At 51.6% G+C, this 18,732-nt stretch carries 20 protein-coding genes; 3 read left to right on the top strand and 17 right to left on the bottom strand.

What is annotated here, in order from left to right; genetic code table 11:
- Positions 1–62: 62 nt before the first annotated feature.
- From PGL01S_RS18265 to PGL01S_RS18330, 14 genes are all read right to left on the bottom strand, one after another.
- Positions 63–500 carry a phage tail assembly chaperone gene (locus tag PGL01S_RS18265; RefSeq protein ID WP_127496017.1) on the bottom strand — a complete coding sequence of 146 codons (438 nt, stop codon included), beginning with the start codon at positions 498–500 and terminating at the stop codon, positions 63–65.
- Positions 501–529: 29 nt separating this feature from the next.
- Positions 530–979 carry a phage tail tube protein gene (locus PGL01S_RS18270; protein WP_127496018.1) on the bottom strand — a complete coding sequence of 150 codons (450 nt, stop codon included), beginning with the start codon at positions 977–979 and terminating at the stop codon, positions 530–532.
- Positions 980–982: 3 nt separating this feature from the next.
- A complete protein-coding gene (locus tag PGL01S_RS18275) occupies positions 983–2,338 on the bottom strand; it encodes a phage tail sheath family protein (RefSeq protein WP_127496019.1) in 1,356 nt (451 codons plus the stop codon).
- 1 nt (position 2,339) lies between these two features.
- On the bottom strand, positions 2,340–2,603 hold the full coding sequence (locus tag PGL01S_RS18280; RefSeq protein ID WP_127496020.1) for a YqzN/YkzM domain-containing protein: 264 nt from the start codon (positions 2,601–2,603) through the stop codon (positions 2,340–2,342).
- The gene (locus PGL01S_RS18285; RefSeq protein WP_127496021.1) at positions 2,596–3,045 is read right to left on the bottom strand and encodes a hypothetical protein; all 450 of its coding nucleotides are present in this window, start codon (positions 3,043–3,045) and stop codon (positions 2,596–2,598) included. Before PGL01S_RS18285 ends, PGL01S_RS18280 begins: the two co-directional genes overlap by 8 nt.
- A gap of 196 nt (positions 3,046–3,241) precedes the next feature.
- Positions 3,242–3,586, bottom strand: a complete 345-nt coding sequence (locus PGL01S_RS18290) for a hypothetical protein (protein ID WP_127496022.1) — start codon at positions 3,584–3,586, stop codon at positions 3,242–3,244.
- Between the two features lie 187 nt (positions 3,587–3,773).
- On the bottom strand, positions 3,774–4,418 hold the full coding sequence (locus tag PGL01S_RS18295) for a HupE/UreJ family protein (protein ID WP_127496023.1): 645 nt from the start codon (positions 4,416–4,418) through the stop codon (positions 3,774–3,776).
- 38 nt (positions 4,419–4,456) lie between these two features.
- Positions 4,457–4,921 carry a nickel pincer cofactor biosynthesis protein LarC2 gene (gene larC2, locus PGL01S_RS31470; protein ID WP_127496024.1) on the bottom strand — a complete coding sequence of 155 codons (465 nt, stop codon included), beginning with the start codon at positions 4,919–4,921 and terminating at the stop codon, positions 4,457–4,459.
- Between the two features lie 25 nt (positions 4,922–4,946).
- The gene (gene larC / locus PGL01S_RS31475; protein ID WP_127496025.1) at positions 4,947–5,927 is read right to left on the bottom strand and encodes a nickel pincer cofactor biosynthesis protein LarC; all 981 of its coding nucleotides are present in this window, start codon (positions 5,925–5,927) and stop codon (positions 4,947–4,949) included.
- Positions 5,924–6,682 (bottom strand): nickel pincer cofactor biosynthesis protein LarB, encoded by a 759-nt coding sequence (larB, locus tag PGL01S_RS18310; protein ID WP_127496026.1) that lies wholly within the window; start codon positions 6,680–6,682, stop codon positions 5,924–5,926. The genes larC and larB overlap by 4 nt, the downstream gene beginning before the upstream one ends.
- A 29-nt stretch (positions 6,683–6,711) precedes the next feature.
- Positions 6,712–8,181, bottom strand: a complete 1,470-nt coding sequence (locus PGL01S_RS18315; RefSeq protein WP_127496027.1) for a gluconokinase — start codon at positions 8,179–8,181, stop codon at positions 6,712–6,714.
- A gap of 44 nt (positions 8,182–8,225) precedes the next feature.
- Positions 8,226–9,029: an ATP-dependent sacrificial sulfur transferase LarE gene (larE, locus tag PGL01S_RS18320; protein ID WP_127496028.1), complete on the bottom strand. Its 804-nt coding sequence runs from the start codon at positions 9,027–9,029 to the stop codon at positions 8,226–8,228.
- A gap of 14 nt (positions 9,030–9,043) precedes the next feature.
- Positions 9,044–9,817: an SDR family oxidoreductase gene (locus tag PGL01S_RS18325; RefSeq protein WP_127496029.1), complete on the bottom strand. Its 774-nt coding sequence runs from the start codon at positions 9,815–9,817 to the stop codon at positions 9,044–9,046.
- Between the two features lie 27 nt (positions 9,818–9,844).
- Positions 9,845–11,113: a nickel pincer cofactor-dependent isomerase, group 22 gene (locus tag PGL01S_RS18330; RefSeq protein WP_127496030.1), complete on the bottom strand. Its 1,269-nt coding sequence runs from the start codon at positions 11,111–11,113 to the stop codon at positions 9,845–9,847.
- A gap of 125 nt (positions 11,114–11,238) precedes the next feature.
- Here PGL01S_RS18330 and PGL01S_RS18335 point away from each other — a divergent pair, with 125 nt between their 5' ends.
- Complete coding sequence (locus PGL01S_RS18335; protein ID WP_127496031.1) at positions 11,239–12,402, top strand: ROK family protein; 1,164 nt, start codon at positions 11,239–11,241, stop codon at positions 12,400–12,402.
- A 44-nt stretch (positions 12,403–12,446) separates the two neighbouring features.
- On the opposite strand, the gene cysI is transcribed toward PGL01S_RS18335, so the two are convergent.
- The 3 genes from cysI to PGL01S_RS18350 all read right to left on the bottom strand — a co-directional run bounded on the left by cysI (position 12,447) and on the right by PGL01S_RS18350 (position 17,424).
- Entirely contained in the window at positions 12,447–14,171 is a 1,725-nt protein-coding gene (gene cysI, locus PGL01S_RS18340) for an assimilatory sulfite reductase (NADPH) hemoprotein subunit (RefSeq protein ID WP_127496032.1), read from the bottom strand.
- Positions 14,172–14,242: 71 nt separating this feature from the next.
- On the bottom strand, positions 14,243–16,102 hold the full coding sequence (locus tag PGL01S_RS18345; protein WP_127496033.1) for an assimilatory sulfite reductase (NADPH) flavoprotein subunit: 1,860 nt from the start codon (positions 16,100–16,102) through the stop codon (positions 14,243–14,245).
- 332 nt (positions 16,103–16,434) lie between these two features.
- Entirely contained in the window at positions 16,435–17,424 is a 990-nt protein-coding gene (locus PGL01S_RS18350) for a cell wall hydrolase (RefSeq protein ID WP_127496034.1), read from the bottom strand.
- A gap of 302 nt (positions 17,425–17,726) precedes the next feature.
- Between PGL01S_RS18350 and PGL01S_RS18355 the strand changes: the two genes are divergently transcribed.
- Both PGL01S_RS18355 and PGL01S_RS30895 read left to right on the top strand, forming a co-directional pair.
- Positions 17,727–18,383: a transcriptional regulator gene (locus tag PGL01S_RS18355; protein WP_373864166.1), complete on the top strand. Its 657-nt coding sequence runs from the start codon at positions 17,727–17,729 to the stop codon at positions 18,381–18,383.
- Positions 18,383–18,559 carry a hypothetical protein gene (locus PGL01S_RS30895; protein ID WP_164775505.1) on the top strand — a complete coding sequence of 59 codons (177 nt, stop codon included), beginning with the start codon at positions 18,383–18,385 and terminating at the stop codon, positions 18,557–18,559. The genes PGL01S_RS18355 and PGL01S_RS30895 overlap by 1 nt, the downstream gene beginning before the upstream one ends.
- Positions 18,560–18,732: the final 173 nt, after the last annotated feature.

Consider the following 18,732-nt stretch of genomic DNA (forward strand, 5'->3'; position numbering starts at 1 on the left):
GGGGAGATGATGCTTCTGCCAGACCCGGTGGGAGATCAGCGCATGATAATCGCCACTGCGGATTAGTTTTTTGCTTCATCCACCAGCTCTTCGAAGTCCGTGTCAAAACCGTTCACGCGCTGAACCGCTTGAATCAACTCGGCGTATTCGCCGCCTACGTTCAAGATTTCTTTTACCAGATCGCAAGAGTCCACCAGGCCGTAGCTGCTCAGCAGCTCCTGATCCCGGAAATCCGGATATACCGTTGTCTCAACGGCCAAGCGGCAAGCGAACCGTTTCCAATCGACTTCTTCGCCGACCTTCTTGCCTTTTTTGAATTGCGGTACCGTACACTCGTCTTGAAGCTCTTCAATACGCTTGGTGTCCACGGCCTTGAGCCGGAATGGAATCGGGTTGCCGTCCTCGTCCTCGTAACGCCGCGATACGATAATCTCCTCGATGACCGCCTGCTTCGCCTTGCCTTTCATGAACACATTCATCGATTTTGTTGCTGTTGTCATGGTCCATTCCCCTTCCGAGTTAGAGAGTATTATTCAAAGCCGTCCTTAAGGGCTTCCGGAATTTCGGCACCTTCGAAGGTAAACGGAATTTCCTCCTCCAGCACTTCGGCTTCTACGTTGAACTGCCCGATCTTTACCGAATCGATATTGCAGTTGAGCAGCGTAATACGCTCCGTTCCGCGGCCGGAGCCCGGATCGTCCAGCACGCCCTGCAGCGTGAAGTATACGTCTTTGCCCGAGGTTGCGTATTCCAGCAGCATTTTGGAGAACTTCGTCGTTACTTTATATAGCGTCAGCGTACCCGTGCCGCTTAAGCTGGTCGTTTTTTTTCCGAGCCAACGGTTGCCGAGAACCGCCACATCCACCTTATTCTTCTCGATTGTCGCTTCAAACGACTTGGCGTAGCCGATTTCCTCGCTGTCGATAAAGAGCCTTGCTTCCCGGCCGTTGATCGTATTATCCGCACGGAACTTTGCCATCGATTATCGCACCTCCACCGTAAAGAAAAATTTCTCCATGCTGTCAACCGGCTGAATGCCAAGATTGACGTACACCTCGTCGCCAACCGAACGGATTGTATCGATCTCGAAATCTTTTATAAAATCAACGTTCTGAATCGCGCCTGCATCCTGCAAATCTCTCAAATATTGATTAGCCGCGGCCTTCAGCAGCGCATGGCCATCCCCGTTATTATCGATTTTGCCGATATAGCTGTCGTTGGCGACACGGGCAAAATCATTCGCAATCGCGTCCAGCACGCGGACTACGCGGTTTTTCGAGAAACGGCCGTTGCGGGTTTGCGAGTAAGAAACAAGCGAATTAATGTCCTGCTCGACTTTTACCTTCACGCCGTCATGGACAAAAACGAACTGGCCTTTCTTAAGCGCTTCGATCACCTGGCTGTTCTTCAGTCGCGGATTCGCGTCAACCGCTCCTTCATAAGCGCTGTACGTATTGGACTGAATAATCGAAGCTCCGGCCGTTGCTCCGGCTACCCAGGCAACGGCATCCAGCGCGCTCAGCGTGGTGCCGTCCAGCAATACCACGCCGTTGCCAACGCTGACGATTCCTTCATAGTCGGAAATATTGGAGAACGCTCCGTCCTTTACCGGCGACGCGATAACGCCTTGAATCTTCTTCCCTTCCTCCTCGCGCATCCGTTTGATAAACGAGATAAACGAGATTTTCAGATTATCATCCGAGAAAGGATAAGCGATAACGTCAAAATGCTGCGTCTCCGTCGCTTCCAGATACTCCGTATGGTCCCCGCCGGTAACCGAGCTGTTTGTACCGCCTGTCAGCGGAGAGCCTGCCGTTTTGTCTACGCCCCCCGTACCGGAAAAGGTTACCCAAGCGTTCGCTTTAAGCTCGGATGCGCTGCCGACAACCTGCTGGTCAACAACGCGGCCGCTCACCAGCGTCTTAACCAGCTTTTTCGCGGCTCCGGATGGATCATCCTCCGATGCAATCGCAATATCATTGCCTCTTGTTCCGGTATGTATGGCGGTTGCCGTTACGGCATTAGAGTCCGCGCCAAATGTCGCTTTCGCACGGTCACCGGCATTCAGCCTGTAGAGAAGCAGCGTCTTTGCCCGTTTCTTCGCTTCGCGCACTTTGATCATTTTGGGATCATTGATATCGTAACCGAGCAGCTCCAGCACATCGCCGTCCGTTTCAATCTTCAGGAAGGTTTTGGATTGGCCCCAGCTCAGCTCAAGCGGCATCGTCACCGTGCCTCGCTCGCCGGATTTGATCCGCTCCAACGCTGCGATTTTGAAGTTCATATACAATCCCGGTCGTACCTTCTCCACGCCTTGAATCCATGTTCCTCCCGCCATCTTAACGAACCTCCCTTTGCATATAGGCCTTGATCAGCGCTTGCGCTTCCGCAATGGTCAGCTCATGAGCGCTTGTTCCGTATAAAGCACCGTCAACCACTTCCGGATTCACCCGGAACAGCTCCCGCGCGTTTCGTCGCAGGCTTTCCGCCGTATAACGCGTCTCCGCCGTTTCTAGTCCGGCAGCAGCCGGCGCGCTTTCGAGCGCATCCGCGGGTACTTGGGCCGGTGGCGGCTGGACCTCGATTTTTCTAGGTCTAGGCATCGCTTTTCATCCTTTCCGTAACCGTTACTGTATTTACTTTCTCGTACGTCTCCCTTTCAAAGCTGATCTGTCTGGACCATTCCAGCGTTAATTGGGCCTCTCCGGTACCGCCCATCTGCAGATCCAGCTTGTCGACGCGAATAAATTCACCGGTCAACGATCCATCCTCCGCGAGACATGGAACACGGTAACGGGGAGCCCGGATTCCATCCGCTATAATCTCGGCAGCCATAAAGGCCTTGCTGTCGGTCTCCTCAAATACCTTGATGACCAGCGTATACGTCTTGCGGAACGACACCAGGTTGCCAGGACTGTCTACCACCCTCGGTGGAGGAAAGGCCAATGCGGGGAATGTCTTCTCCTCCGGCACATCGCCGATGTACTGCTCGGCGCTGATCAACTTCCCGCACAAGGACGCAATCGACAAGATGTCGGCAAACAAAATCGACCAGCCCCTTCATGAACGTAATCTGTTCCAGTGTAAGCGGAGATGAGCTTATTTTCGGTACATGGCTTGTATGAGTTGCGTATGAAAATCGCCTAAGGAATGCCTAGATTTTGACTATAAGGAAGCGAAATACGTTTATAGACAATAAAAAAAAGCCTCCCGCAGGAAGCTTTTGTTATCATATCGTCTGTCAGATCATATTAGCTGCTTTTAAAATGGAGGATATCGTATGTACAGCTCTTGATTTGTAAACATCGTAAGTGCTCTTGGGTATCTTCAGCACAAATTCGTATATGTACTTATCTTTCTTCTGCTCAAAAAAACACCGGGTCAAAATTTCCTTTCCTTCATAAGGCAGCGCCTCCAGCGCCCGTTCGATCGCTTTGCATTTTCCGGCATATTCAGCAATTTGGTCAACCCTATGATCCCACGCGGAAATATCGACTACCGCTTTCATTGACGGGTAAGCTTTCAGCAGCTGCTTCACCTTCCGGCGATCGGAGTCCGTCACCTTAACATGAGCCTCAAGCAGCATGCTATTACATTCCTCCATCAGAATCAAAATGAGCTAGCTTACCTATCTGAACATCACCATCCATTTAAAGGTAATACCTATTCTACCAAAATTTTCTGTTTTGTGAACAGTTCCTTTGGACTATAAAAAACGGGAATAGTCACCGTGGCGTACCACGCGATCTACTCCCGTTTGCTTCAGCAGGCTGCTATTTCACCCACAACTCAAACAGCCCTTCCGTAACCCCAAGGTTGTACATATAATAAAGGCCGAACAAAAAACTTACCGTGCCCGCCGCTTGCATCAAACCGCGGTTCAGCTTTACGCTCGTCTTGCTATATACAAACGGAATGCCCAGAATCGTTGTGAATATCAGCATGCCCGTGATCGTTCCGACTCCAAATACAAGAATGTACAAGGCGCATTCCCATACCGACTCAACCGTTGACAAGGTCAGAATAACCATCGCCGCGCTTCCGGCAAGACCATGGATAAAGCCGATAACCGTCACCTTGATAAGGGAGGATTTGTCATGCCGATGGGAATGCTGATAAGCACGCTTTACGGATACTACATTTTTATAACCCAAGTAAACGAGCATAATGCCTACCAGAAACTCCAGCGACATTGCCCAAACTTCAGGCAGCTCTCCCTTTAAGAGGACGAGCACCATTCCTACGATAAACAACGTGCTTGTATGCCCGATCCCCCAAAAGATTCCCGTTAACGTCGAACGCCACAGCTTCTTTTGATTGCTTACCATCGTCGATACCGCGATAATGTGGTCGGGTTCAATGGAATGCTTGATACCAAGCACCAGACCAAGCAGCAGAACCGTTATTAAACTCCCCATCCCGTATAGCCTCCCAAGCGTTCCTGTCTCTCTACTATTTAACCATTTTGTTCCATCCGAACTCTATCATAAACTTGTTTAAGAGGAATGCCAAGCGTGCTTGCGATTTTTTTGCAATCCTCGTATTCCGGTGCCCATTGAACCACTTCTCCGTTATACAAGCCTTTCTTGACGGTGACCGGTCCCCATTCGGTCTGGACCGTTTCGAATACCCGCTCCAGCCGGTGAACGGTAAGCGGATAATAGCGGATGCCCAGCGTAGTTGTCTCGCGGAACAAAATCGCTTTCATCGCTTCTAATCTATCCTGCGGGCATAACAGCTGCAGCATGGTTCCCGGCCTGTTTTTCTTCATATAAATCGGCGTATAGAACACGTCATTAGCGCCTTCCTCAAACAGCAAGTCCATCACATACCCGAGCCATTCGCCCGAAATATCGTCCAGATTCACTTCGAGCTTGATCATACCGCTGTCTTCATGCTCATATGCCGGCTGATTGAACATTTCGTCCGACTCCTATCCCCTTCAACTATTCGCCAATGACAACGCGCAAAACATTCGGATGGTCCGGGAACGTCTTGGTCCCTGCTCCATAACCGATTGCCTCCACCTTGAAGGATGGCATAGGTCCAAAGCTTTCGGCAAGCACTGCCGCAAAAGCTGCGCCGGTAGGCGTAGTAAGCTCCGCACGAATCGTCGACTGCTCGATCGGAATGCCCTTCAGCATTTCGAGCGTTGCCGGCGCCGGCACTGGGTAAATACCGTGATCAATCCGGATTTTTCCGACTCCAACCGGTACGGGCGCGCATTTCACCGTTGTAATCTGCAGCTGGTGAAGCAGAATCGCAGCTCCAACGATATCAACGATGGAATCAACCGCGCCTACCTCGTGAAAATGAACCCGTTCAAGCGGCAGGCCATGAATCTTCCCTTCGGCCTCGCCAATCTTCTTGAAAATTTGAAGCGCGGTTTGTTTAATCGCGTCCGTCAAGGCAGACTTCCCGATCAGCTGGACAATATCCTTGTACGCCCGATGATCATGGTGGTGATGACCGTGATCATGCGAATGGCTGTGGCTGTGGTCGTGCTCATGATCGTGCGAATGACTGTGGCTGTGATCGTGGTCGTGCTCATGATCGTGCGAATGGCTGTGGCTGTGATCGTGATGGTGGCTGTGACCATGACCATGACCGTGCTCATGATCATGACTATGCGTATGCTGGTGATGGTCATGATGATCATGTCCGTGTTCATGCTCATGGCTATGCTCATGATGATGATCATGAGCATGGCTGTGCCCCTGCCCCTCCTGCTTCAGCTCGACATCAAACTTCAAAGCCTTGATGCCGTTCTTCATCACATGCTTCCAGGCAAGCTCGTATTCGTCGCTGATCTGAAGCTTCTTCAGTTCTGCCTGCAGATGAGCGGCATCGCCTCCCGCATCCAGTAGGGCGCCGATAAACATATCTCCGCTGATGCCGGAGAAGCAATCGATATATAAGGTTTTCATAGGCCAGCGGCTCCTTTGTTTATAAGCTGGTGGATCAGCGCGGCGTTATATCCGCCGCCAAATCCATTGTCGATGTTGACTACGCTGATGCCGGAGGCGCATGAATTGAGCATGGTGAGTAGTGCAGACAGACCGTTAAAGTTAGCGCCATAGCCCACGCTTGTCGGAACCGCGATAACCGGATGGGCGACAAGGCCGCCTACAACGCTTGGCAGTGCTCCTTCCATCCCGGCAACGACGACCGAAACGGCGGCTTGCTGAATCTCTTCCGCATGATGCAGCAGGCGGTGAATGCCCGCAACCCCAACATCGTAGAAGCGGCGTACGTTGCTTCCCAGAACTTCAGCCGTTACAGCCGCTTCTTCGGCAACAGCCAGATCCGATGTGCCTGCCGCTACAACCGCAACATACCCGTTCAGCTTGCTCTCTCGATTGTCCGCATGCTTCCAGAACAGCAGTCTAGCTACGGCATCGTATTGATAATCGGAACACACAATCCGGATCTGGTCCGCTTTTTCCCGAGACACGCGGGTAATAAGAACCTCATGATTTTGCGCCTGCAAAGCTTTGGCAATCCCGATGATTTGTTCCGCCGATTTGCCTTCCCCATAGACGATTTCAGGGAAGCCCTGACGTTTTTTCCGGTGATGGTCCACCTTCGCAAAGCCCAAATTCTGGAATGTCGCCAGCTGCTTCGCCGCATCCTCGACGCTAAGCCTGCCGTCCTGTACCTGTCTTAGCACTTCTTCAAGCATGTATTCACCTCTTAAGCCTTTTTGGATCTTTAGAACAATGCTGCAATACCGGCTGCCAATTTCTCGTAGCGATCATAAATGGCTTTATATACCTTGCTGTTCCCGGGATTCGGATGCACGGCTTCCCCCATCGGGATATTAGACTTAATAGAAGCCAGATCCTTCTCTTCCCCGATTGCGACCAGCCCAATCCAGGCGGCTCCCCAAGCTGCGCTATGATGATTCTCCGAAACGTAAATTTCCGCATCGAAAATATCCGCCATCATCTGCAGCCAGAACGGCGAACGCGCTAAACCGCCGTTTACGTAAATTTTCCGGGAAGGACCGGCAAGCTGCTCCAAGGCCCGTCCAATCTGATACAAATTAAACGTAATGCCTTCCAGCACGGCGCGAACGTAATGCGCCTTCGTATGGGCTACGGTCATGCCGTAGAAGTTGCCTCTTGCACGCGGATTCCACAGAGGCGCTCTCTCCCCGTTAATATACGGGAGGAACAGCAGGCCTTCGGCTCCGGGAGCGGACTTATCCGCCTCCGCGAGGAAGCTTTCATAGCTGCCGTGATCATTCAGAAGCTGCTTCAGCCATTGGAGCGCGATGCCGCCATTGTTCGTAGGTCCGCCGATAATATAGGAATCCTCGGTAAAAGAATAGCAGAACGTCTCGCCGCGGCTGCTGACCTTCGCCTCATGGGTTACTTGGCGAATTGCTCCGCTTGTCCCGACTGATACGGCAACTTCTCCGGGCAGCAGCGCGCCAATTCCCAGGTTGGCCAGCTGGCCGTCCGCGGCGCCAATCGCCACGGGAAGCTCCGGCGCGATTCCCATTTCTTCGGCAATCTCCCTATTAATCGTACCTAGAAGAGTCGTAGGGGCAACAATTTCGGATAGCTGGTTCGCCTGAATACCGACCAGTTCCAGCATTTCCCCATCCCACTCCCGCGTATACGGATTAAACAATCCGGTAGCGGAAGCCATCGAATAGTCGATAACCCGCTTGCCGAACCAGCAATAAATCAAATATTCCTTGATCGACATGAAAAAGGCAGCCTGACGGTAAGGCTCGTATCCGGCGTCCTTCATCCACAGCAGCTTCAGGAAGGGCGACATGGGATGGATCGGCGTACCCGTTCTCTCGTAGTAACGCTGACGCTCTTCCTCCGTCAGGCGTTCCGCCTGATCCGTTCCCCTTCCGTCCGACCAGATCAAAGCAGGGGATAACGGCTTCCCCTCTCCGCTTACCGGCAAGAGAGAATGCATAGCCGCTGAAAATCCGAGAACGGCAACCTCGTCCTTCCCGATTCCCGCTTTCTGAATCGCCTTGCTTACGGCCAGAACGGCAGAGCGTTCAATAGCAGCCGCATTCTGCTGGACCCAGCCTACCTGCGGGTATTCGGAGTCAACAAGCTCCTCCGCCTCCGCAATAAGATGGCCAATGCGGTTAAAGATGCAGGCTTTAGCGCTGGTTGTGCCCAGATCAAGCCCAATGACGTAATTTGACATTTGATAATCCTTCCTTTTCCCCAAGGTGAAACGGCTTGCCCGAATTATAGATTAAGCGATCGATTCATGCTGCCGCTCTTGTATCCAAGCAAATCAAGGGTTACGTATTTATAACCGAAGGCTTGAAGCTGCGCCACGATTGCCTCGTGATGAGCGAGCACTAGCGTCATATCGCCAGGTTCTACCTCTATTCTAGCAATCTCGTCGTGAGTACGCACGCGAACTTGGCGAATACGGAGCGATTTCAAATAAGCTTCCGCACGTTCCACCTTCAGCAGCTTCTCGTTCGTAATTCTCTCGCCGTAAGCAATCCTTGAGGACAAGCAGGCGAAGGAAGGTTTATCCCATGTCGGCAGGCCAAAGACCTTCGACAGCTCCCGAATTTCCTGTTTATATAAATCCGCCTCCAGCAGCGGGCCTCTGACGCCTCTTTCCTTGGCCGCCTGCATGCCGGGACGGTGTTCGTTCTTGTCATCCGCGATAACGCCGTACACCAGATTGGCGAAGGATCGCTCTTCGAGCAGCGGGAACAGGTGGTCAAACAGGCTGCTTTTGCAAAAATAACAACGGTTCTTATTGTTCTCCGCATACCCCGGAATGGCAAGCTCCGAAGTCGAAACGACTTCGTGCTGTACGCCGATTTGCTTCGCCAGCGCCTTGGCTTCTTCCAGCTCACTCGTCGGGTAGGTTTCCGAATCGGCCGTGACGGCAAGCACGTTCTCCGGTCCAAGCGTCTCAACCGCCGCTTTTAACAGAAAGGTACTGTCCACCCCTCCGGAAAAAGCAACCACAACCGATCCCATCTCGCGAAGAATGTCCTGCAGGGCAACATATTTTTCAGTCTGCATTTCCATTCCCCTCTCTAGATCGTCATGCTGCCGAAACCGCCGTCCACGCGGATCAAGGTTCCCGTAACGAAGCCCGATGCTTTCTCCGAAGCCAGCCATACCGCTGCGCCTTGAAGCTCCTCCGGCGTTCCGAACCGGTTCATCGGCGTATGACGCATAATAGAGGCAACACGTTCCTCGCTTAATATTTTACGGTTCTGTTCAGCCGGGAAGAACCCCGGAATAATCGCATTCACCCGGATGCCTTGCTCGGCGAACTCGCGGGCGAGAAATTGCGTAACGCTGTTAAGACCGGCTTTGGATACCGAATAAGTAAACACTCTGGACAACGGCGTAGTGGAGGATACGGAAGAAATATTAATTATGCTGCCCGTCCGCTGCTGCTCGATCATTCGTTTGGCGAAGATTTGGCAGGTGAGTATAATTCCTTTCAGATTGACGTCCATGATGTCGTCATACTCTTCCATTTCCAGCTCGAAGAATGGAGTTGCGCTGTTTTTGCCCGGAGCGTTGAGCAGAATATCGCATCCGCCTCTCCACGCTTCAATCTCCGACTGTACCTTAAGCAGCGATTCCTTGGACATTACATCCGCCTGGAACGCCTTCGCGCTGCCGCCGTCGCTGATAATGGCGTTCACGACGTCCTGCGCCTTTTCGATATTCCGTCCAACAATCGCAACATGCGCGCCGTGAGCGGCAAGACCCGCTGCCATGGAAGAACCAAGCACGCTGTTGCCGCCGATGACAACCGCCGTTTTCCCCGTCAAATCAAATAAGTTAGCCGTCATTTTTCTTCTCTCCCCATTGTCTCTGATCTAAAACAAGTTTCCGTCGTTATTGAAATCAAGCTCATATAAATCCTTCACGACTTCCATGCGCGGATGATGCTTCACATATTCCAGGAGAGCTTCCGATACTTCGATCTCGCCAATCTCCAGCGTGTTTTTGATCCGTACCATTTTTACCTGGTCAAAATGCAAAATATTGCACGTCTTGATCGACGCCTGAATCGTCTCCCGGTCATTCGGAAGCGTAGTGGCAATCTTGGTTGGCGCCACAACCGTCGAAGTCAGACCGTTTGCGTACGTTTTCTCCAGGTCCATCTTGTCTACGAGACGCTGCGTTGTAAAATCAGCCGTTCCAACGCCATTTGCGTTGCCTTCCGTTTGATGCGTCAGGTCAAGCACGGCCATTTTGTTCACGTCCGGCCCGCCATGCGCGTATGGCGTCGGGTAACGGCCCGTAATGTTCGGATCCATTCCGTCGCCGCTGATGTTTTTGCCGATCTGATCAATAATGAGAACATCCAGCTGGTCGAAGAACAGCTTCGGCAGCAGCTCCTTCGCTTGGGCGAGGAATTGCGGCTCCCGCTCTACGATCTCATCCGGGGTAAGCGTTTCGATGTACCGGACTTTATCGAAAGCATTCTCAATCGACGCTACGCCAAACAACACCGGCTTCTGCTCCATAATAAGCTTAGCCATAGCCGGAACATTCTCCGCCATATATTTGAAGCCAAGCTGGTGGCACGCCTCCGCGCCTCTTTGCTTGCCAAGACCGATGCTGATCATCTTCATGATACCGCTTTCCACATGGCCTCTAAATGCCGTATGCGGCTTCACGCGGTTAATCACGACAATACCGTCCGCCGCGGCAGCGAATTTATCCAGATAGACGGGAAGGCCGTTCGGAAGCTCGCCAAGCTGCACGACTTCCATCGAAGAGCGGATCTCGCATCCAGCCGTCTCTTCCGTTACGCCCAGATGAGCCAACACCTCGCGTTGCCCTTCCGCCGTCGCTCCGCCATGGCTTCCCATGCTCGGCACGATAAAAGGTTTCGCTCCGGCATCCTTCAGGAACTTCACGGTAACCGCCGTAATCTCCACGAGACGGTCAAGTCCGCGGCTGCCTACCGCGATTGCAATCTCCATGCCCGGTTTGACGCGGCTTGTAATTTGCTCCCGCTGAAGCTTCGGCAGCAGCTCGCTTGCGATATCTTCAATTTTTGTATCGTCGAAATTGACTTTCACCTTGGCCATGCGCGGAATCGGAATATCCTTGACCAAATCCTGCAAAATACCCATCCAGTCATCGCTCCTTTTTACGCTCTAAGAATTTGTTTGTTTAATGAACAAATTAATTGTATTATAAATGTAACAAGCACTATCTCCATTGTCAATTCCGTATTTATGCTGCTAGGAGGATAAAGATGATTACCGGCGACGCTTCTTATATAAAGAAAATGAATCGGTCTTTGATTCTGAAAGAAATTTTGAAGGAAGGCATGTTATCGAGAGCCGACGTCTCCAAAGTAACCGCCCTAACCCGGGCGACGGTATCGGGCCAGGTCTCGGATCTGCTTGACGAGGAATTGGTTATCGAGAAAGAAATCGAATACAACCAGGTCGGCCGCAAACCGATTATGCTGTCCATTAACGCGGAGGCCGGTTACGCGATTGGCATCGATCTGGAGTATGATCGGATTTCCTTTGCGATCTCGGATCTTCAAGGCTCTCTTGTCCTCTCCGACGCCATCAAATTGCAAAACAACGCTTACGCGGATATCCTGACCTTGCTGACCGGGCAGATCAAGCATTATCAGGAGCGCTTCGCTGCCAGCCGGTACGGCATTGTCGGCATTGTCATCGCCATTCACGGCCTAGTCTCAACGGATGAAGTCATTCATTATATCCCGTCCTTTGACTGGCATGACGTCCCGCTGAAGAGCGATCTGGAGAACGCTCTTGGCCTGCAAGTCAAGCTGGAGAACAATGCGAATCTCAGCGCTTTCGCGGAGCGCGTTTTTTTCCATCACGAGACTAACGATCTGTTAAGCGTCACGTTGCATTCCGGCATCGGGATGGGCATGATGATAAATCATTCCTTCTTCCGGGGGCAAGACGGATTTGCCGGGGAGATTGGTCATATGATTGTTATGCCTGGCGGCCTTCCGTGCAATTGCGGCAATCAAGGCTGCTGGGAGAAATACGCTTCCGAGACAAGCGTCCTCCAGCAATTGCGCGCCAAGAAGCCGGACGCGGACATCACCTACGCGCAAATCGAACGCTGGATGGAGGAGAAGGACCCGGACGTGACGGAAATAATGGAGCAGTTCATCTATTATCTGTCCATCGGTCTAAATAACATTATTAATATTTATAACCCGGAGGTTGTTATTCTGGACAGCGAATTGCTGCGGATTTATCCGGACTCCCTCCCGCTCATTGAATCGAATTTAAACTCCAGAGTCAGCCACTACCGGGAAATCAAGATTTCCACCATCGGGAAAAAATCCTGCGTGCTTGGCGCATGCGCGATTGCGATCCAGAACTTTCTGCAGGTTCCTGTCTTAAATCTTCCATATAAAGGTTAACGCAAAAAAGCGGTGCAGAGGTTGTTCTCTGCACCGCTTTGCTGTTAGTCGTGGAAGTTCGTTCCGTCCGTTACAGCCTTCACGTAACCCGCACGGATAACAAAGTCGCCAAAATTCTCGCCTTGGTTCCGTTCAGCTGCATAACGGTTGATGATAGGTGTAAGGGTATCAATGATTTCGTCTTCGCCGATGTTTTCTTTGTACATCTTGCTGAGACGGTCGCCCGCGAAGCCTGCGCCCATGTACATGTTGTATTTGCCAGGCGATTTGCCGATAAACGAAATTTCGCCAAGCGCCGGACGCGCGCAGCCGTTCGGGCAGCCCGTCATCCGAATGTTGATCTCTTGGTCCCGGAGTCCCGCGTTTGCAAGGATTGGTTCCAGACGATCGATCAGCGACGGCAGGTAACGCTCTGCTTCCGCCATGGCAAGACCGCAGGTTGGAAGGGCTACGCAGGACAATGCGCTGCGGCGGAGCGCCGAATAGTTCGAGCCTTCCGCAATGTCGAATTCCTTCAATATAGCAACGATTTTGGTCTTCTTCTGAGCCGTAACGTTCGCGATAACCAGGTTCTGGTTAGCCGTTAAACGGAAATCCCCCGTATGAATCTTCGCAATTTCGCGAAGCGCCGATCTCAGCTTATTGTCTTCCGTATCGACCACACGGCCGGCTTGAACATACAGATTCAGATTCCATTTGCCGTCTTTTCCTTTAATCCAGCCGTAACGGTCGCCCGTATGCTCGAAGCGGAATTCGCGGGCAGGAGCAAGCTCCCAGCCCAGACGGTCCTGCAGTTCATCCATGAACCAAGGAAGGCCGTGACGGTCAATCGTATATTTGAAACGAGCGTATTTGCGTACAGAACGGTTTCCGTAGTCGCGTTGAATCGTCACGACTTTTTCCGCCAGATCCAATACTTGATAAGGGGTTACAAAGCCGATGACTTTTGCAAGCTGCGGGTAAGTCGCCGTATCGCCATGCGTCATGCCCATGCCGCCGCCAACGCTGACGTTAAAGCCGGCAAGCTTGCCGTCTTCGCCTAGGATCGCAATAAAGCCAAGATCCTGCGAGTACACGTCCACGTCATTAGAAGGAGGTACGGCAATACCGATCTTGAACTTACGAGGCAGGTAGACCGGACCGTAAATCGGTTCAACCTCGCCTTGCTCCGCGCCGTCTACGACCTTCTCGCCATCCAGCCAGATTTCATGGTAAGCAGGCGTTTTTGGCGCCAGATGCGATGTCAGCTGCTGCGCCCAGTAGAATACTTCGCTATGAAGCTCCGACTGGTACGGATTCGGGTTGCACATCACGTTACGGCTAACGTCGCCGCAAGCGGCAAGCGTCGTTAGCATCGCTTCATTGATCTCTTGAATGGTTTTCTTCAGGTTCCATTTCAATACCCCATGCAGCTGGAACGCTTGACGCGTAGTCAGCTTCAGGCTGCCTGTACCGTATTTGTCAGCCAGGCTGTCCATCAGAAGCCATTGCTCCGGAGTCGCTACACCGCCCGGTGTAACGACGCGAAGCATAAATTGATAATACGGCTCGAGCTTTTGCTTCTCGCGCTCGTTGCGATAATCGCGGTCGTCCTGCATGTAGCTACCGTGGAATTTCAGAAGTCGGTTATCCAGCTCGGGAAGTCCGCCTGTAATCCGGTTTGCCAGCGAGTCGGTCAACGAACCGCGCAAATAGTTACTTTCGAGTTTCAGATGTTCCACGTCGCTCGGCGGTCCGCCGACGGGCTCGACTTTATGGTTCTTTGCCATTGCTGTTAGCTCCTTTGCCCCATGTAATGGGCCCATACTTATCTATTTGCTATGCGCTGCCGATCGAGCGCCTAGTATACGTCGCGTTGGTAGCGTCCTTGCTCTTGCAATGCGGACAGGTAGGCCGCCGCATCCTCAGGCGATTTGCCGCCGTATTGGCCGATAATCGTCAGGAGCGCGGATTGAACGTCATGCGCCATGTGCTTCTCGTCGCCGCAGACATAAACATGAGCGCCGTTTTCCAGCCACTTGTACAGCTCTTCGCCATTTTCCAGCATGCGGTGTTGCACGTAGACCTTCTCTTCCGTATCGCGGGAGAATGCTACGTCCAGCTTCGACAATACGCCGTCCTTCAGCATGCGCTGCCAATCGGTTTGATACAGGAAGTCCGTTACGAAATGGCGATCGCCGTAGAACAGCCAAGTCTGGCCTTCGGCACCCGATTCCTCGCGCTCTTCCAGGAAGGCGCGGAACGGTGCAACGCCAGTACCCGGACCAACCATGATCACCGGCGTTTCCGGACTAACCGGCGGCTTGAAGTTCGGGTTCTGTTGGATAAAGATCGGCAGCTTGTCGCCAGGCTGCAGACGTTCGGATACAAATACCGAGCATACGCCTTTGCGGTCGCGGCCATGCGCTTCGTATTCCACCTTGCGGATGGTCAGATGCACTTCTTCCGGATGCGCTTCGATGCTGCTTGCGATCGAATATAGACGCGGAGGCAGCTTGCGGAGCAAGTTTGCGACATCCGCTGCTTTCAGTGTCCAAGGCGCGAAATCATGGAGCAGGTCAAGCAGATCGCGTCCGTTCAGGTACGCCTTCAATTCTTCTTTATTTTCCGGTTTAACAAGCTCGGCAAACTTGGCATTGCCCGAGAAAGCGACGGCTTTTTCCAGCAGCGGCTTCGTTAATACCGTAATTTCATAATGGTGGAGCAGAGCTTCACGCAGCGCTGAAGTCTCTCCGGCTTTACCCGTTACAACCTTCTCATTCGCATCCCAGTTAAGAAGCGCGATGATATCGTTTACTAATGCGGGATCGTTTTGCGCGTATACGCCAACCGCATCGCCAGGCGCATAAGTCAGACCGGATCCTTCGAGCGACAACTCCAAATGGCGCGTCTCGCGATCGGAGCCTCTGCCGTTCAGGTTCAAGCTGTCCAGCACTTCGGCCATAAACGGATTCGAACGGGAGTATTCGGACTCGCCGGCTGCTGCCGGGGAAGCCGATACCGCAGCTCCTTGCGGAGCTGCCGCTGCCGATGGCGCAGCACTAACCGCTCCGCTGACTGCCGCAAGCCAGCCGGCTGCCGCATCTTCGAAATCAACGTCGCAGTCCACGCGGTCTACGATACGTTCAGCGCCAAGCTCAGCGAGACGGGAGTCAAAGTCTGCGCCTGTTTTGCAGAAAAATTCGTACGATGTGTCGCCAAGAGCCAGCACGGAGAACTTCATGCCCTCCAGCTTCGGTGCACGTTTGCCATGCAGGAATTCGTAGAATGTCAAGGCATTATCCGGCGGATCTCCTTCGCCATGCGTGCTTGCGAGGATAAACAAATAGCCGACTTCTTTTAATTTGTTGGTCTTGAACTTGTTCATCGCCGACAACGTTACGTCAAAGCCTTGGGCTTTCAGCTTCTCGGCAAGACGGCCAGCCAATCTTTGCGCATTGCCTGTTTGCGATCCGAACAAAATGGTAGCATCCTTAGGACCTTGCGGCACGGCAGGTACTACGGAAAGTGCAGTCGCAGGCGCTTCCGCGATAGCAGCTCCCGCGGCAACCGATGCCAGAGCCGTGTTATTGCCCGCGCCGTAAAAAGCTAAATAACCGCTCAGCCATTGCATTTGAGATCCTGTTAAAGTTGGGAGCAGCTTGTTAAGCAGTTCTGCCTGCTCGCCCGTAAACGGACTATTCGTCACTTGAAGTTGCAAACAACATCCACCTCACATCAATCTATAAAATCCGACTTCGACACTCTGTTTTTACTATACTTAATACTAACGCAGGCTTTCGTTAGGTTCAATGCGTTCGTCGAAAAATGTCTATAAGATATTCTGTAATATTAATCACTTTTATTTATAAAGCTGCGTATACGGACTGATATGACATGATTTTTCCCTAATTATGGCTGTAAAATGCTTTTTCCTCTCTTCCTGCAAGGCATCAGGCAGCGGTAAGAGGTTTCAACTTGTTCCGGATTGGGGTAAAAATCAATATAAAAAATGCACCTCATTAAATGAGGTGCATCGATGATCTTATCCTGTTATCTTGCGAAGTTGTGTCCGCCGATTCTGGCTACAACCTCGAGGCTGCTCCAGAACGATCCTCTGGTGACGTTCGGATTGTAGAAATAAACGGCGTCATAAACGTTATTTCTCCCGTTCAAGGCATCCTTGGCTGCGCGAAGCGCGCTAGCGTTCGGCTTGCTCTTGTCTAGCAGGCCGTTGTGGGCTGGCGGGAATTGCTTGCCGGAGTAGATTACATCATGAATGGAATCCGGAAAACGGGAGTCCTTCACCCGGTTCAGAATAACATTCGCAATGGCAAGCTGTCCTTCGTAGGAGTCTCTGCCTGCTTCAATTTGGGAAATCTTCGCAAGCAGCGTTAAATCGCTTTGCGAATAAGAAGAAGCCGGATTATCCAGGAATGAAGGGATAACGACTTTTAATTTTGTTCCGGGCTTTACCTGGTCCTTGCTGTTTAATCCGTTGCGCTTGAGCAAAGTCGCGGCGCTGATGCCGTATTCCTTGCTGATCTCGGCAAGACCGTATTCATCGGTTACAGCTGCACGGTCCACATCGGTAAGCTTTGCCGTATTCGAATCGGTATCCCATGTCAGATCTGCGTGAAGCACGTCAGCCAGCTGGCGGAGAGGCACATACATTCTGCCGTCTTCCATGAACGGTACCGCATCCATCTTGTAACGGTTGTCGTTGAAATATACGACAGGTACGCCATTGCCGAATACAATTTCATCATTATAAGCTGTATCTATTGTAAGTTCTTCATTATTGCTGTCCCAACTGATCTCGGCGCCAAGCATCGTAGCAATGCGCGCTGCCGGTACATACATTCTGTTCTTTTGTGTAATAATGGAATCTGACAGCTTCGCGTTCTCGCCATTTACCCGAACCGTTGCGCCCGCTTCTGCCGCAGAAACGCTTGCAAGCGGTCCAGCACTAAGCCAGAGAAGCGCTAAAGCCATTACACAAGACATGATCTTCACAGATTTTTGCATGCTATGTATGATCATATATACCTCCTTGAATAAATGTAGGTATAAAGCCCTGAACCATTCATGCTCTGGGTAATTGTACCACATGGAAATATGAAGTTTGGATTAACATTTTCACAGAAAAGCTGAAATAAGCTAGAAATTCTTTCATTTTTCTCATAAAAGAGCGATTTGTTTCTCATTTATTATTAATTTATACTGTTAATAAATAGTTGGTCGTGAAGCACACGCCGTTTTGATTTCCGTTTTATCTCCGTGATAAGACGATTTCGAAGCGGCGTTTTTGTTTGTCTTCACGCCCCTTTTCAGAAAAGGATGTGATGGTCATTATCAAATTCGAACAAGCTTTTGAGGAATGGATGCAGAGCATGATTCGCGAAGAAAACAACCCACGAAGACGCGAATTGCTGGAAAAAGGACTAGGACACGGCACGATCGAATTTCTGCCTTTAGTCTGGTTCCCGGCAGTCGGCAGCTTCAAACACCTCTACCCGGAGTGGGAGGTGCAAGATTTCCACAACGGTTATCGCTATCTCGATTTAGCTTATATGCCCGGAGGAGACGCAAAAGGCGGCATAGAAATCCAAGGCTACGGGCCTCATGCCCGGGACCTGGATGTGCGGCGGTTTAAGGATCTGTGCTGGCGGCATTGCCTGCTCGCTTTGGACAACTGGCTGTTCCTTCCGGTTGCTTACCTCTCCATCGTTGAGGAACCTAAGCGCTGCCAACAGCTCGTGCTTTCTTTTATAGGCAAGTTCATTGCATCGGATGCTCCGGAGTCGTTGGGCTGTCTTGAAGCAGAGACCATCCGTTACGCCAGAAGACTGCTGCGGCCGTTTGTTCCTTCCGAGCTCGCTGCCCATCTGCGGGTTTCGGACCAATATGCACGCCGGATTCTAGCCAATCTGGTCGACCTCAGACTTCTAATAGTAGCCAGCGGTAAACAACGGTATCGTACGTACGCTTTACGGGTGTGATGATGGTCCGTTCGCGAATTGCTGCTGCTGTTGCTGTTGCTGCTGCTGTTGCTGTTGCTGTTGCTGTTGCTGTTGTTGCTGTTGTTGCTGTTGTTGCTGTTGTTGCTGTTGTTGCTGAGGAGCTAACGAAACTACGTATCGCTATTCGCCCGATTTTGGGTCTTTTGAAATTCTAACGAAACTACAGATCGCTATTTACTGCTTTTGAGCACCATGTGGTCTCTAATGAGCCAAATAACGTTACCAAGTTTCGTTAGATTTGGCAGACAGCTAAATTGTCACAAATAAGGTTACTACGTTTCGTTAGCGAGTGAAGGACAGCTTGACTCGGACGGACTGCTTGGCTCGG

The organism is Paenibacillus glycanilyticus NBRC 16618 (assembly GCF_004000805.1).
In the GTDB taxonomy this organism is placed as follows: Bacteria; Bacillota; Bacilli; order Paenibacillales; family Paenibacillaceae; genus Pristimantibacillus; species Pristimantibacillus glycanilyticus.